Source organism: Nocardia altamirensis NBRC 108246, from assembly GCF_001612685.1.
In the GTDB taxonomy this organism is placed as follows: Bacteria; Actinomycetota; Actinomycetes; order Mycobacteriales; family Mycobacteriaceae; genus Nocardia; species Nocardia altamirensis.
Genome location: NZ_BDAY01000091.1, coordinates 16,868 through 31,396 on the forward strand (window position 1 = coordinate 16,868; position 14,529 = coordinate 31,396).

The 14,529-nt window shown below is 67.6% G+C and carries 11 protein-coding genes; 4 read left to right on the plus strand and 7 right to left on the minus strand.

All coding sequences use genetic code 11. The features are described 5' to 3' along the window. Positions 1–211: 211 nt before the first annotated feature. The 6 genes from NA11_RS36345 to NA11_RS36370 all read right to left on the minus strand — a co-directional run bounded on the left by NA11_RS36345 (position 212) and on the right by NA11_RS36370 (position 6,915). Complete coding sequence (locus tag NA11_RS36345; RefSeq protein ID WP_245746458.1) at positions 212–1,414, minus strand: MBL fold metallo-hydrolase; 1,203 nt, start codon at positions 1,412–1,414, stop codon at positions 212–214. Between the two features lie 531 nt (positions 1,415–1,945). After that, positions 1,946–3,184 (minus strand): cysteine--1-D-myo-inosityl 2-amino-2-deoxy-alpha-D-glucopyranoside ligase, encoded by a 1,239-nt coding sequence (gene mshC / locus NA11_RS36350; protein ID WP_069166616.1) that lies wholly within the window; start codon positions 3,182–3,184, stop codon positions 1,946–1,948. A gap of 499 nt (positions 3,185–3,683) precedes the next feature. Next, positions 3,684–4,487: an SCO1664 family protein gene (locus NA11_RS36355; protein WP_069166617.1), complete on the minus strand. Its 804-nt coding sequence runs from the start codon at positions 4,485–4,487 to the stop codon at positions 3,684–3,686. A 3-nt stretch (positions 4,488–4,490) separates the two neighbouring features. Next, a complete protein-coding gene (locus tag NA11_RS36360) occupies positions 4,491–5,075 on the minus strand; it encodes a DUF3090 domain-containing protein (RefSeq protein WP_069166636.1) in 585 nt (194 codons plus the stop codon). 78 nt (positions 5,076–5,153) lie between these two features. Further along, positions 5,154–5,903, minus strand: coding sequence for a histidine phosphatase family protein (locus tag NA11_RS36365; RefSeq protein WP_069166618.1), 750 nt, complete (start codon positions 5,901–5,903; stop codon positions 5,154–5,156). A gap of 67 nt (positions 5,904–5,970) precedes the next feature. Then, the gene (locus tag NA11_RS36370; RefSeq protein WP_174567784.1) at positions 5,971–6,915 is read right to left on the minus strand and encodes an undecaprenyl-diphosphate phosphatase; all 945 of its coding nucleotides are present in this window, start codon (positions 6,913–6,915) and stop codon (positions 5,971–5,973) included. Between the two features lie 330 nt (positions 6,916–7,245). On the opposite strand from NA11_RS36370, the gene NA11_RS36375 reads away from it, so the two are divergent. The 4 genes from NA11_RS36375 (at position 7,246) to NA11_RS36390 (ending at position 12,292) form a co-directional block, all read left to right on the plus strand. Further along, complete coding sequence (locus NA11_RS36375) at positions 7,246–8,214, plus strand: aldo/keto reductase (protein WP_069166619.1); 969 nt, start codon at positions 7,246–7,248, stop codon at positions 8,212–8,214. A gap of 503 nt (positions 8,215–8,717) precedes the next feature. Continuing rightward, the gene (locus NA11_RS36380; protein WP_084655360.1) at positions 8,718–9,788 is read left to right on the plus strand and encodes a heme/hemin ABC transporter substrate-binding protein; all 1,071 of its coding nucleotides are present in this window, start codon (positions 8,718–8,720) and stop codon (positions 9,786–9,788) included. 118 nt (positions 9,789–9,906) lie between these two features. Further along, positions 9,907–11,013: a FecCD family ABC transporter permease gene (locus NA11_RS36385; protein WP_069166620.1), complete on the plus strand. Its 1,107-nt coding sequence runs from the start codon at positions 9,907–9,909 to the stop codon at positions 11,011–11,013. A gap of 421 nt (positions 11,014–11,434) precedes the next feature. Beyond that, positions 11,435–12,292 (plus strand): heme ABC transporter ATP-binding protein, encoded by an 858-nt coding sequence (locus tag NA11_RS36390; RefSeq protein ID WP_069166621.1) that lies wholly within the window; start codon positions 11,435–11,437, stop codon positions 12,290–12,292. A gap of 144 nt (positions 12,293–12,436) precedes the next feature. Here NA11_RS36390 and NA11_RS36395 read toward each other — a convergent pair whose 3' ends face one another. Next, positions 12,437–14,527 carry an MMPL family transporter gene (locus NA11_RS36395; protein WP_245746461.1) on the minus strand — a complete coding sequence of 697 codons (2,091 nt, stop codon included), beginning with the start codon at positions 14,525–14,527 and terminating at the stop codon, positions 12,437–12,439. Between the last annotated feature and the right edge of the window lie 2 nt (positions 14,528–14,529).

Consider the following 14,529-nt stretch of genomic DNA (forward strand, 5'->3'; position numbering starts at 1 on the left):
CGCAGCGGCACACGGCCAGCTCATAGACGAGATCGGTGGATGTAGCGACGGCCGGGTCGAGCAGGAAGATCTGCCGCGGCCTCCAGGTGGGCAGACCAATCCGCTACACAGGTCGCGGTGCGCGCGATGTCGGCAGCGCAACGGTCCGCTCGCTCTGCGAGGGCGCCGAGGTTCACTGATCAATCCGGTATGCGCGACGGCTGAGGCAACCTCAGAGGCGGAAGGTCAGACGGTCGGGACGGAGGTAGTCGGCAGGATCGTGCAGTGCGCGCAACTCGGGGCGGCTGGGGGCCGGGATGCGGGCGAGTTCGTCGAGCAAAGGTGGGTCGTAGTTGGCGGCGCCCGCAGTGATGCCGGGCAGCCAATTGTCGTGGTGGGTGGGGACGAACAGGCTCGGGCTGATCGCCTCGAGGTAGCGGCGAGGATCGCGCAAACCGTTGGTGATCTGGTTGAAGCCTTGGACGGCACCGATCTGCAGGTCGGTCGGCGGCAAGCTCGCGAAAACGTCGAAAACCTCGGGCGCCTTCTCGGTCAACGGGCCCGTGGAGTCATGCCACACCACGGAGAATCCGGGCACCCGGAACTGGTAGAGCAGCGAACCGCCCTCCGGATCGTTCAAGCGTGGCACGCTCTGCAAAACGCCCGCCAGCGTCGGCGGATGCTGCACCAGCGCACACAGTTCCGGCAGCGGAAAGAACGGGGCCGAGCCACCGGGCCGCTCCGGCGCGGTCGGCGCGGAATGCACGTGCCTGACCGCGGTCACCTCGACCGCGCCGACGGTGAAATCGTGCCGCTCCCCCGGCCGCGAATTCGCGTCGCCGAGCGCGACGGTCCGGAATCCCGGATCGCTCACCTGCGCACGAATGCTCACGCCGTGATCGGCCGTCCCGTACACCACCGCACCCGACGCCTGCGCGATCCGGCCCGCATCGCCGGCGTGATCGAAATGCCCGTGCCCGATGAAGATCGCCTCCGGCGCGAGATCCGCCAGATCCTGCGGCGTCGCAGGCACATACCCGGTGCTGGTGAGCCGGGGAACCCACGCGTCGAGCAGAAACACCGAGCCGCCGATGGCCATCGCATACGTCGTGCACCCCACCCACGACAGGACCACCCGATCCGCCCGCACCACACCGGTTTCCGCGTCGACAGCCTCGGCCCCGAAGAACCGCTGCCGCGCCGCCACCGTCCGCGGCGCCGCCACCTCAGCCGAGGCCACCAACCGCCCCGCCGCCAACAACACCCCCGCCCCGAACACGCCACCCAACATCGTCCGCCGCCCGATCAAGCCCCGCCCAGGAATGTTGCACACCCCTGCACCCCACCACGGAACGCCACCCCAATCAACCATCCCGCCCGCCACACGCAACCTACCCACCCCCAGATCCCGGACGATCAGACCGACGGGACCCATAGCGAGCACCTGGGATTCGACATTGCCAACGCCGACGGAGACGGTGATCTGGTCGACGCACTGATGGATGCGATCGGGCAGAGTCGGCGCACCGTGTCGCCGACCACCAGACCCGGCCCCACCCGAGAGACGCCGCCGCTGAGCCCAGCCCATCCGCAGCCACGCCCGCCCGGCGCTTTCGGAGCCCCGCTGGACACCGCCATGCCCCTGCAACCTGCGAGCAGGACATCACCGCCGCGCCGCCGCCACACGAACGCTCCCGCATCCGGCGTCAGAGACCGCCATACCCCTTCGACCGCAAGCACACCGCTGAACGGGACACCGCCGAGCGGAACATCACCACAGGCACGCCGCCGCACCAAGCCGTCCGCAACCCGCGCCAGAGGCTGCCATGACCCCTTCGACCGCAAGCACACCATCGAGCGGGGCATCACCGAGGCTTCGACGGTGTGTCGCCTCGGCCATGTCCCGCTCGGCGGACGAAGGGGTTTACGGGCGGGGCATGGTGATCCGGTTACCTGGGTGGTGGGGTCAGAGGGTGATGCCGAGGAGGGCGTCTATGGCGGTGGCGATTGTGGTGGGGGCGGTGGTGTCGGTGCCGCCGTAGGTGAGGGCTTGGTGGGCCCAATTGTCTATGGCGTCGAGGGCTTTGGGGGTGTCCAGGTCGTCGGCGAGGTGTTGGCGGAGGCGGGCGACGGTGTCGGTGGCGGCGGGGCCCGCGGGGAGGGCGGTGGCGCGGCGCCAGCGGTCGAGGCGGGCCTTGGCTTCGTCCAGGACCGCGTCGGTCCACATGCGGTCTTGGCGGTAGTGGCCCGCCAGCAGGCCGAGGCGGATGGCGGCGGGGTCGACGCCGCCGCGGCGCAGGGTGGACACGAGCACGAGGTTGCCCTTGGACTTCGACATCTTCTCGCCGTCCAAGCCGATCAGGCCCGCGTGCACGTAGTGGCGGGCGAAACGGCGGCCCGCGATCAAGGACTCGGCGTGTGCGGCGGAGTATTCGTGATGCGGGTAGATCAGGTCGCTGCCGCCGCCTTGAATGTCGAACTCGGGGCCGATGCGATTGAGCGCGATCGCCGAACACTCGATGTGCCAGCCGGGCCGACCCTCACCGAACGGTGCGGGCCAGGACGGCTCGCCGGGACGGGCGGCCCGCCACAGCAGCGCGTCGATGGTGTCGCGCTTGCCGGGGCGGTCCGGGTCGCCGCCGCGTTCGGCGAACAGCCGCTCCATCGTGGCGCGGTCGTATCCGGATTCGTAGCCGAACTGTTCGGTGGCGTCGGCGCGGAAATAGATGTCGGGGAACTCGGCGTCGTCGACGATGTAGGCGGCACCCGAAGCCAGCAGCTTCTGCACGAATTCGACGACCTCGTCGACGGATTCGATCGCGCCGACGTATTCGCGGGGCGGCACGATGCGCAAGGCGGTCATGTCCTCGCGGAACAGGTCGATTTCCCGGCTGCCCAGATCACGCCAGTCCAGGCCGTCGCGTTCCGCGCGTTCGAACAGCGGGTCGTCGACGTCGGTCACGTTCTGCACGTAGTGCACGTCGTGGCCCGCGTCGCGCAGCAACCGGTTGACCAGATCGAAGGTGAGGTAGGTGGCGGCGTGACCGAGATGGGTGGCGTCGTAAGGCGTGATCCCGCAGACGTACATGGTGGCGGTGGCACCGGGGGTCACCGGCCGCACCTGTCGGTCAGCGGTGTCGAACAACCGCAACGGCGGCCCTGCTCCGGGGATGGTGGGTAGGGCGATATCGGACCAGGACTGCATGTTTCAAGGTTAAAGGTGTGGTCGAGATCATCGCGCCGCACCCCAGCCCAGTCACCCCGCCGAGCCCCTGACCTGCCGGTCCCGACCTGCGGATTTCAGCAAATCATGGGATGTCAAGGTTTTTGCTCTCGCAGAATCAAGTGTCGGCGGAAGGGACACACAATCGCATTGATGCACGTCACACCACCGCACATCGCGAACACCGCACCGCACGCCACCACAAGAAGGGCCAGTCCGGCGACGGTATCGCCCACCCGCACGAAGAGCAATAACGCGGATACCCACGATCGAGTGGGAACTGGTGGCGGCATCGGCCGAGAAGCCACCGCCACCAGTTCCCACTTTGCCCGAAACACCGCACGCGATCTCACGCCGGTTGGGCGAGCAGGCCCTACTCTCACGCCGATCCAGGAGCAGCGCCGGTTTCAGCGCGACGTGCAAGTCTGCTGAGTATGCAAACATGCACTCACTGCCGGACAGCACCCGCCGGCAAAACCTTTCAGAACGCCGGCCACGGAATCGGCCGAGACGTGCGCGGTGTCGGCATCACCGGGTCTTCGATCAGCTCCTGCGTCCGATCCACCAATGCCTCGATCTCCGCATCGGTGATGTGCTCGGCGAGCTCGTCCGCCACATCCCCAGGCAGATTTTTGGCAAACGCGGTGATGTCCTCGACGAGCGCCTCGCTCAAAGCCTGCCCTGCCCAACCCCATAGCACCGTGCGCAATTTGTGCTCACTGTGCAAGCAAATGCCGTGATCGACGCCGTAAACCTGACCGTCGACACCTTCCAACGCATGCCCGCCCTTGCGGTCGGCGTTGTTGAGCAACACATCCAGCACCGCCATCCGCTGCAACCGCGGATCGTCGGCATGAATCAACGACACCTCGTTGCCCGCCGGATCCTGCGCACGCAACACCTCACGAAAACCGGCAGGCACCGCACCGGGCGGACACAGATCGACCAGGTCGAGCCGATCACCATGTTCGGTGTGGTTGTCCACGCCGTCCACCCACCGCTGCACCATGCCGACCCCGTACGGCCCGTCCCGCAGAATCGTCTCCGGGATCACACCCCACCCCAGCGCCGCAGACACCCGGTACGAGGCCACCTCCCGACCCGCGAGCGTGCCATCAGGAAAGTCCCACAGCGGCCGTTCCCCGCGCACCGGCTTGTACACCACCCGCAGCGGCGGCTCGGTCTCGTCGAGGATGTCGCAGACCAGGGTCACATTGCTGGCGGTGCTGATCCGCCCGATCACTGTCAGCTCACCGCTGTGCAGCCGGTCCCCGGCCCGCGTCACCGTTCACTCCTCTAGCTCGGCCGCGCCGAAGATGTCCCCGCGCTTGTATCCGTTGGTGCGCACGCACATATGCCCGCGCGACGACAACGGCTCCCCGCACAGCGGGCACGGCGGGCGGCCCGCCGCGATCACTCGGGTCGAGCGCAGCGCGAACTCGCGAGCCTGGATCGGGGTGAGGAACACTCGGACCGCGTCCGGACCTTCCTCGGTGTCGTCGAGCACCACGGACTCGTCGACCTCGGTCTCGGTGATCGCGAGCAACTCCACCACGACGGCGTTGGCGTCGGCGTCCCAGCCGAGGCCCATGGTGCCGACCCGGAACTCGGCGTCGATCGGCGTCACCAGCGGAGCGCTGTCGCTGATGTCCTCGGCCTGCGGTGGCACCTCGGCGCCGAAGCGGCGGGCCACCTCGTCCAACAGCAGACCCATCCGGTCGGCGAGCACCTTCACCTGCTGCTTCTCCAGCAACACACTGACAACCCGCGGTTCCTGGACGGCCTGCAAGTAGAAAGCGCGATCGCCCGGCTCACCGACGGTCCCGGCGACGAAACGATCGGGGGTGCGAAATACATGGATTGCGCGTGACACATGCACCTCCTGATACGTGACCCTGATCGACTACCCACGGCGCTGGGATACAACGCCCATTACCGTGTACAAGGAATCTCAACGCTCCGCATTCCCATTATCCGCACTCCCGGTACCACCCAGCTCACCGCCGGGAATCGGTCCGGAGGTATCGACATCGGCCTTGTCCGCCCCGGCATCCGGATTCGCTACGGGCGCAGGCGGAATCAACGCCGAAAGGTCGGTGCCGGTGTCGTTGAGCCGCCACACGTACGGTGCGGTCGGGGTGTAGCGGACGACGCTGATCGACGCTGGCTCCACCACGATTCGCTGGAAACCGTCCAAATGGATGCCGAGTGCGTCGGCGAGCACCGATTTGATGACGTCACCGTGCGTGCACGCCACCCACAGCGCATCGCGGCCGTGTTGCTCGGCCAACGCCCGATCGTGCTCGCGCAGCGCGGCCACCGCACGGCTCTGCACCTGCGCCAAACCCTCACCGCCGGGGAACACCGCGCCGGAGGCGTGCCGCTGCACCACTTTCCACAGCGGCTCGGCCAACAGCTCGGCGATGGGTCGGCCCGTCCACTCGCCGTAATCGACCTCGATCAGCCGATCGTCGAAGACCGGTTCCAGCCCGAACTTCTCCGCGAGCGGCGCCACAGTTCGCTGGCAGCGCAACAGCGGCGAATGCACGATGCGGTCGATCGGGAGCCCGGCGAGGCGGTCGGCGACAGCCCTTGCCTGCTCTTCGCCGCGCTCGGTCAGCTCGACACCGGTGCTGCGTCCGGCCAGAGTGTGGGCGGTGTTCGAGGTCGACACACCGTGTCGCAGCAGAATCACCGTCATAACGCCAGCCTAGGCCCACCCGTCACCCGGCCACCGCCCCTCATCGAATCGCTTCGCGATGCATACCTCATGTGGCGGACACGACCCCGCCGGCCAGTAATCCCATCATCACCAAACCCAGCACGATCCGGTAGCCGACAAACCAGTTCAGCGAATGCTTCGCGACGAACTTCAACAACCATGCCACCGACGCGTAACCGACGAAGAAGGCGAGCACGGTCGCGACAAGCAATTGCGGTCCACTGGCATTGAGCCCCTCACCGGCCGGTTTGAAAGCATCAGGGATGCTGAACAGACCCGACGCGGTCACCGCGGGAATCGCGAGCAGGAACGAGAACCGCACGGACGCTTCACGGGTCAACCCGAGGAACAAGCCCGCCGAGGACGTGGCGCCCGACCGCGAAACACCGGGGATCAGCGCAAGGCACTGAGCGAAACCCATCACCAAGCCGTCGCGGGTGGTCAGCTGTTCGATCGGACGGGTTTTGCGTCCGTAATATTCGGCCGCGGCGATGACGAGCGCGAACGCGATCAGCATGAACGAAATCAGCCACAGATTGCGGGCCGCCGTGCGGATCTCGTCTTTCAGCAAGTAGCCGATCAGACCGATCGGGATGGTGGCGATGATCACATACCAGCCGACGCGGTAGTCCAGCTGACGCTGAGCCTCCTCGTCGAAGTAGCGGTCCGCCTCCGCCGACGTGATCACGGGCAGCCGGGTGGTGACCTGATCGGTGATCGGGACGGTCTCCCGCACCGCGCTCAGCTTGCGGAGCAGCACAGTGAACCAGGCCTGCACGATCCGCCAGATGTCCTTGGCGAAATACACCAGGACGGCGGCCTCGGTACCCAACTGGGTGACGGCGGTGAACGAGGCGCCCGCGTCGTCGCCGAAGAAAACCCCCGACACGATCCGCAGATGCGCCGACGACGAGATCGGCAGGAACTCCGTCAGTCCCTGCACCAAACCGAGCACCAGCGCCTGCACCCAGGTCATCGATTCGCCTGTCATGCAGCCTCCTGGTCTCTCATGCGCCGCCTCCGTGTGGTTGATGTGCCGAAAGAACTGTTCCGCCTAGGCAATTCGCGAGGCGCACCTCGTTGCCCGCCGCCGCAATCCCGCAGCGACAGTACAGTGTCGACGCGGGTACGGCATGCTCGGCTGCGGCATGCTCGGCAGTAACCCCGTTCGCCGCAGGCGGTTCGGTGCGACGCTGCGCGGTAGTCGGCTGCCGGATAGGTGCCGCCGCCACGCGGTCATGCTGGAGCTGAGCGAAGCGACGCGTAAGCATGGCCGTGCACGCTCTAGGCTTGGCGGCGTGACGATTGTGCGGGCACAGTGATGGAACAGCGGACGGTTGGCCGCAGCGGTTTACGGGTGTCCAGGATAGGGCTGGCGACTCATACGTGGGGTTCGCACACGGACGCCGACGAGGCTGCCGTGCAGTTGGTGGCGTTCGTCGAAGCGGGCGGCACGCTCGTCGACACCTCGCCCGCCTACGTGGGCGGTGGTGCGCAGCGGATCCTGGCCGAGCTGCTCGGCGATCTCGTTTCCCGCGACGATCTCGTCCTCAGTGGATGTGCGGGCGTCGCGCCCCGGGTGCTGCCCGCGCCCGCGGGGCCTGCCGTGCCGCAGCCGACGCACGCCGCGGTGGACACCTCACGACGGGCGCTGCTGCGTCAGCTCGATCGGACGCTGCTCGAGCTCGGCACCGACCATCTCGACATCTGGAATGTCGCGGTCTGGGATCCGCGGACCCCGCTCGACGAGGTCGCCGCCACCCTGCAACAGGTGGTGCAGGCAGGCAAAGTGCGGTACGCGGGAGTCCGCGGGTTCAACGCCTGGCAGCTGGCCAGTCTCGCCTCCGTCGTCCCGCTCGGTGCCGCGCAGACGTCGTACTCGCTGCTGGCTCGCGGCGCCGAAACCGATTTCGTGCCCGCCGCGCTGCACCACGGCGTCGGCGTGATCGCGTCGGCACCGCTCGCTGGCGGCATCCTCACCGGCAAGTACCGCGACGGCGTGCCCGCCGACTCGCGCGGTGCCGACGAAGCCACCGCCGCCGAAATCCGCAGCAGGCTCGATGAACGCGCGACCCGCGTGGTCGATGCGTTGGTCACCGCCGCCGACGGTTTGGGCACGTCACCCCTGGCCGTCGCGCTGGCGTGGATCCGTGATCGTCCCGGTGTCGCGAGCATGATCGTCGGCGCGCGCGATATCGGCCAGCTCACCGGTGTGCTCGCCGCCGAAACCCTCGAACTCCCCCGCGCTATCGCTGCCGCCCTCGACGACGTCAGCTCCAGCACCGAATAGCTCGTCACCAGGCGGGTCTTGGGCCACGAGTGGCACATGACGGAGGGCAGCGACGGCGTGTCGCCGCAGCCATGTGCCACTCGCGCTGATTGGTACGAGACGACGTCAGCGCCCCGGACCGAATAGCCCACCGGCAGGCGGGCCTTCAGCTACGAATGGCGCATAACGGAGGACCGGCAACATCAACTCCCGCACCGAATAGCTCACCGCCAAGCGGTCCGGCGCCACGAGTGGTACATGACAGAGGCCTCCCACGGCGTGTCGCCGCAGCCATGTACCACTCGTGCAGACAGGCACTCGACGACGTCGATGCTCTGGCCGACAGGCGCCCGATGACGTCAGCGCCCTCAACCGAATACCCCACCACCAGGCAGGCCGGGTCCACGAGTGGTACATGACGGAGGGCGGGGACGGCGTGTTGCCGCAGTCATGTGCCACTCGTGCGGGCGGATCGGTGTTGGGTGGGTGCGGGGCGGTTCGTGGGACGTCTTAGGCTGACCTACATGAGGTGTGCGACGTCGGAGGAAGCGTGCGGGCGGGCACGGCGGGTCGGCTCGGGTCGATCTTGGTGGGCGCGCGGGGTTCTCGCGATTCTCGCGCTGAGCCTGGTAGTGGGTGTGGCCGGCTGTGGGAATGACAGTGCCGCGTCTACCTCCGGGCAGCGTGGGCCTGCCACTGCGACGTTGACCGATCTCGATCCGACGCCGGTCGGGCCGCTGCCTACGCCGACGTTGCCTGTGACGGTGCGTTCGTTCGACGGCACCGACGTCACCATCACCGACGCCGATCGCATCATCGCGGTGGATCGGTACGGCACCCTGGCGCAGATCGTCTGGGCGCTCGGGATGGGACCCAAACTGGTCGGCCGCAGCACCAGCGCCGCGTTTCCCGCGGTCCGCGAGGTGCCGAACGTGGCGGGCGGCAACGGCATGTTGAGCGTGGAATCGGTACTGGCGCAACGTCCTTCGGTTTTCCTGACCGACACCGTCAGTGTCACGCCCGCGATTCGTGACCAGCTCAAAGCAGCGGGCGTCACCGTGGTCTACTTCGATCCGCAGCGCACGATGGACGGTGTGGTCCCGCAGATCGAGGCGGTCGCGGGCGCGCTCGGCGTGCCGGAACGCGGGCAGGCGCTCGGGCAGCGCACCCGCGACGAGATCGCCGCCGCCACCGCCGCGGTGCCCAAGCAGGATCCGGCGCTCACCATGGCGTTCCTGTACCTGCGTACCACCTCGATCACGTTCCTGGCCGGGCCGGGGTCCGGCGCGGACGCGCTCATCGCCGCGCTCGGCGGCAAGGACGCGGGCGCCGCGTTGAAAGAACCGTTCGTTTCGATCACCAGCGAAGCCATGATCGCGGCCGCACCCGATCTGCTGATCGTGATGTCCGACGGCTTGAAATCCGTTGGGGGCGTGGACGGTTTGCAGAAGGTCCCCGGTATCGCGCAGACTCCGGCCGGGCGCAACAAGCGCGTCGTCGACATGTCGGACTCGGTGCTGTTCAGCTTCGGCCCCAACACCGGCAAGGTGATCGCGGCCCTGAGCAAGGCCATCTACGGCCCCGTGCCCGCATGATCGACGTTGCCGACCGTGTCGGCGCGGGTGGGGGTGCGCGCGTGGCTTACCGTGCCCTCATGTCAGTCGACTGTGGTGGCGGGATTGAGCGGGCCGGCGTGATGGAAACTGTGGGCGCATGACGGAATCCGCCGCCACCGAGACGGAACCGGCTGTGGCAGTGGAGCCGCCGGGCGCGCCTAAGTCGCGGCGGCGGTCGCGGACCACGGTGGCTTTTGTGGTGGCGATCGTCGGGTTGATTGTGTTGGCGCTCGTTTCTGCTGCGATCGGGCAGGTGCCTACGACGCCTGCTGAGGTGGCGGGGAGTGTGCTGCATCGGATCGGGCTGGATTGGGGGCCGATGCCTGCCCATCCTGCGGGCGAGGTCACCTTGTGGGAGGTGCGGTTTCCTCGGGTGCTGTTGGCGATGCTGGTGGGCGCGGCGCTCGCGACGGCAGGCGGGCTCTTGCAAGGGGTGTTCGCGAACCCGCTCGCCGAACCCGGGGTGATCGGGGTGTCGGCCGGTGCGGCGGTCGGTGCGGGCACCGTCATTGTGATCGGTGGTGCGTTCGTCGCCGCCTGGTCGGTGGCTGCGGCCGCGTTCGTCGCCGGGCTGGCGACCACCTTGCTGGTCTATGTGCTCTCGCGCTCCAACGGACGGACCGAGGTGGTCACGTTGGTGCTCACCGGGGTCGCGATCAACGCCTTCGCGGGCGGGCTGATCGCGTACCTGCTGTTCGTCGCCTCCCCCGCCGCGCGCGATCAGCTCGTGTTCTGGCAGTTGGGTTCGCTCAACGGCGCCAACTGGGATTCGGTGACCATCGTCGCCTGCCTCACCGCCGTCGGCGTCACTGCCGCCATCCTGATCGCGCCGCGACTGGACCTGCTCGCACTCGGCGAAGCGGCCGCCCGGAACCTCGGCGTCGACGTGGAACGCTTGCGGCGCAACGTCATTCTGGTGGTTGCGCTCCTCGCGACCGCAGGCGTCGCCTTCAACGGCATCGTGCTGTTCGTCGGCCTCATCGTCCCGCACCTCGTCCGCATGCTGGTCGGACCCGCCCACCGCGTGCTGATCCCGCTCAGCGCCATCGTCGGCGCCGTCGTCCTGCTTGCCGCCGATGTCGGCGCCCGCTCGCTGGTGCACAACGCCGACCTCCCCCTCGGCATGCTCACCTCCCTCGTCGGCGGCCCCTTCTTCTTCTGGCTGCTGCGCCGCACCCGAGCACGTGCCGGAGGTTGGGCATGAGCTCGCGAATCACGCACCAGCACAACGCAGATGGCGTAGTCATGAGCAAACGATGTGACCGAATCATCCTGCCAGCACACATCGTGCAGGACGAAGCCGTGCGCCGGCGAGCCGGAGTCAGCACCGAACTACGAGCGCGAATCATGCACCAGCACAACGCGCATGGCGCAGTCGAGCGCCAGCGAGCCGCAGTCATGAGCAAACGCTGTGAGCGAATCATCCCGCCAGCGCGCATCGTGCACGACGAAGCCGTGCGCCGGCGAGCCGGAGTCATCAGTGGACGACGAGCGCTAATCACGCACCAGCACAACGCGCATGACGGGGCCGTGCGGCGAGGCGCAGTCTTGAGTGAACGACAAGCGCGAATCACGCACCAGCTTGCACCGCGTGTGACGGGGCCGAGCGGCAGCGAGATGCGCGCATGAGCGGGGTTCGGCAGCTCGGTGGGGTGTTTGCGCGGACGCACGAGTTGCCCGAAGCGCCGGAGAAGGGTGCGGTGACGTTGCGGGCACGGGGGGTGAGTATCGAACGGCGGGGCGCGAACAGTGCGGGGAGGCGCGTGCTCGACGAGGTCGACTTCGATGTTGTCGCAGGGGAAATCGTTGCGTTGGTCGGGCCCAACGGGGCTGGTAAGTCGACGTTGCTTGCGGCGTTGGCCGGGGAACTCACGCCGAGCGCGGGGACGGTCGAGCTCGAAGGGCAGGCGCTGACGCATTGGTCGACGCTCGATATGGCGCGGCGGCGGGCGGTGCTCCCGCAGAACCACACTGTCGGTTTCCCTTTCACCGCTCGCGAGGTGGTCGCGATGGGGCGGTCGCCGTGGTTGCGCACCGAGCGGCGGGCACTCGACGACGAGCGGATCGCCGCCGCGATGGCCGCCGCCGACGTGGAACACCTTGCCACCCGGTCGTTTCCGACGCTGTCCGGCGGTGAACGGGCCCGCGTCGCGTTGGCCCGCGTGCTCGCGCAGGACACCGGAACTCTGCTGCTCGACGAACCGACCGCCGCGCTCGATCTCGGCCATCAGGAAGCAGTGCTTCGACTCGCCACCGCGCGGGCCGCGGCCGGCGCCGCTGTCGTGGTCGTCCTGCACGATCTCGGCATTGCCGCCGCCTATTCGGATCGTGTCGCCGTGCTCGACGCGGGTCGCATCGCCGCCGACGGCCCGCCGCGCGAGGTGCTCACCACCGCATTGCTCACCCGCGTCTACCAGCACCCCGTCGAGGTGTTGAACCACCCGGTCACCGGCGCACAGCTGGTCCTGCCGATCCGGCGCTGAACGCCCACTGCGGCAGCTTTTTCCGAACACTACGTCACGATCGGCCCCAGCACCGCGAACATCACTGCCCCAGGGGTGAACGCGAACATGGCTGGTCCGGAGGTGAACGCGAACATCACTGGCCCAGAGGTGAATCCGGTCGAGTCAGCGCCAGATCAGCTTCAACACCGCAGGCGTCAGCAGCATCCGGATCACCGTGGCGTCGAGAATCAGCGCAGCGATCATCCCGTAGGCGATGTACTTCATCAACACCAGATCCGAGAACCCGAACGCACCGGTGACCACGATGAGAATCGCTGCAGCAGAGGTGATCACGCTACCGGTGTGGGCGATGCCGTACCGGATCGCCTCGGGCGGATCCGCACCACCGCCCCGCGCCTCAGCCACCCTGGACAGCAAGAACACCTCATAGTCGGTCGACAGACCGAACACTACGGTCACGATCAACGCCAGTACCGCGAACATCAGTGGCCCAGGGGTGAAATGGAAGAACCCCGCCCCGTGCCCCTCCACGAACACCCACGTGAGCACCCCCATCGTCGACACCAAACTCAACGCACTCATCGCAACGGCCTTGACCGCCAACACCATCGACCGGAACGCGGCATACATCAGCACCAATGCCGCCGCCGCGAGCAGCGCCACCAGCACCGGCAGCCCGGCAAGCAGCCCGTTGATGCTGTCGCGTTCCAACGCGGGCACCCCGGCCACCATGACCTCCACCCCCGGCGGTTCCGGTATCGCCCGTAGGGCATTGATCACCCGGTCGGAGTCCTGCTTGTCGGCCAGCCCGGCCTGCAGCACATTGACGCCGTCCTTGGTCGCCACCGAAGGCTCGAATCGTCCGGTGAGCCCGGGGATCTGACTCGCCGCGTACCGAATATCGCTGAGCTGCTCCGGGCTCGCGCCGAGCACAACAAGTTTCAGCGGTTCGGTGCGGAAACTGGGGAACAGTTCGTCGAATCGCTCCTGCGCAACGCGCGCCGAATTCTCCGCGCCGAGATATTTCTCACTGATCCCGCCGAACTCGATGTGGCGGATCGGAATGCTCAACGCGAGCAGCACGAGCACGATCGGCACCGCGACCGCCCACGGCCGCCGCATCGACCACTGCGCCAGCCTGGAGAAGAATCCCGCGTCGATCTGCGCCTCGGTCTGGGTGCGGGAGAACCGTTTCCACCCGAGCAGATCGATGCGCCGCCCGGCGATGCTGAGTGCGGCGGGCAAGGCCGTCACCGAAAGCAGCGCCGCCAGCAGCACCGAACTGATGCCGCCGTAGGGCACCGATCGCAGCACCCCGTTCGGGAAGATGAACAGCGCCCCGAGACTGACCGCGATGATCGCCGCCGAGAACAGCACCGTGCGCCCGGCGGTGGCGACGGTGCGTGCGGTCGCCTCCTCCACGGTCCGCCCCGCGGCGAGCTCCTCCCGGAATCGGGTGACCGTGAAAAGTCCGTAGTCGATGGCCAATCCGAGACTGACCAACGTCATCACCGTGCTGGCGAACACGTTCACGTCGATGAACCCGGTGAGCCCGCGCATGATTCCGGCGGTGCCCATGATCGTCATCCCACCGATCAGCACCGGAAGCAACGCACCGATCACCCCGCCGAACACGAAGTACAACAGGATCGCCACCAACGGCAGCGCGATCAGCTCTGCGCGGTGAATGTCGTCCTGCATACCGGTATTCAGGCCGGCGAGCACCGGCTGCAACCCGGCCAGCTGCACCGTGGTGCCGCCAGGTCCGCCACCGGCACGCCCGGCGCCGAGGTGATCCTTGATCGCCGAATAGTTCTCGACGGTCGCGGTCCCTTCACCCCGCAACCCGACACTCGCGAACGCATGGGTGTGCGAGGCATCGGTGGCGTTCGCCGCGAACGGACTGTCCCAGTAGCTGTCGATCTTCAGGATGTTGTCGGGAAACTGCGCGAGCAATCCGTTCAACGCGCCGGTCACGGCGCTGCGCACCGCCGGGTCGTCGACGGTGGTCCCGGCGGGCGCGGTGTAGAGCAGGATCAGGTCGCTGTCGGTGTCGCGACCGAAGGTGGCGTCGGCGATCTTGGACGCCGCCACCGATTCGCTGGTCTCGTCGAACCAGCCCTCCTGCGTCAACCGATCCGCGAGGCCGCGCCCGTACAGCCCGGACAGCACGACCGCCAGCGCGAACACGCCGAGCACAAGGAACCGGTGCCGGTAGACGCACCGGCCCCACCGCAGCAATCCGGAGTGCACCT

Excerpts from the sequence above, each read along its gene's own strand:
- NA11_RS36390 (WP_069166621.1), top strand. The coding sequence starts at position 11,435 with ATGAGCGGGGTTCGGCAGCTCGGTGGGGTGTTTGCGCGGACGCACGAG.
- NA11_RS36370 (WP_174567784.1), bottom strand. The coding sequence starts at position 6,915 with ATGACAGGCGAATCGATGACCTGGGTGCAGGCGCTGGTGCTCGGTTTG.
- NA11_RS36345 (WP_245746458.1), bottom strand. The coding sequence starts at position 1,414 with ATGGGTCCCGTCGGTCTGATCGTCCGGGATCTGGGGGTGGGTAGGTTG.
- NA11_RS36365 (WP_069166618.1), bottom strand. The coding sequence starts at position 5,903 with ATGACGGTGATTCTGCTGCGACACGGTGTGTCGACCTCGAACACCGCC.
- NA11_RS36385 (WP_069166620.1), top strand. The coding sequence starts at position 9,907 with ATGACGGAATCCGCCGCCACCGAGACGGAACCGGCTGTGGCAGTGGAG.
- NA11_RS36375 (WP_069166619.1), top strand. The coding sequence starts at position 7,246 with ATGGAACAGCGGACGGTTGGCCGCAGCGGTTTACGGGTGTCCAGGATA.
- NA11_RS36380 (WP_084655360.1), top strand. The coding sequence starts at position 8,718 with ATGAGGTGTGCGACGTCGGAGGAAGCGTGCGGGCGGGCACGGCGGGTC.
- mshC (WP_069166616.1), bottom strand. The coding sequence starts at position 3,184 with ATGCAGTCCTGGTCCGATATCGCCCTACCCACCATCCCCGGAGCAGGG.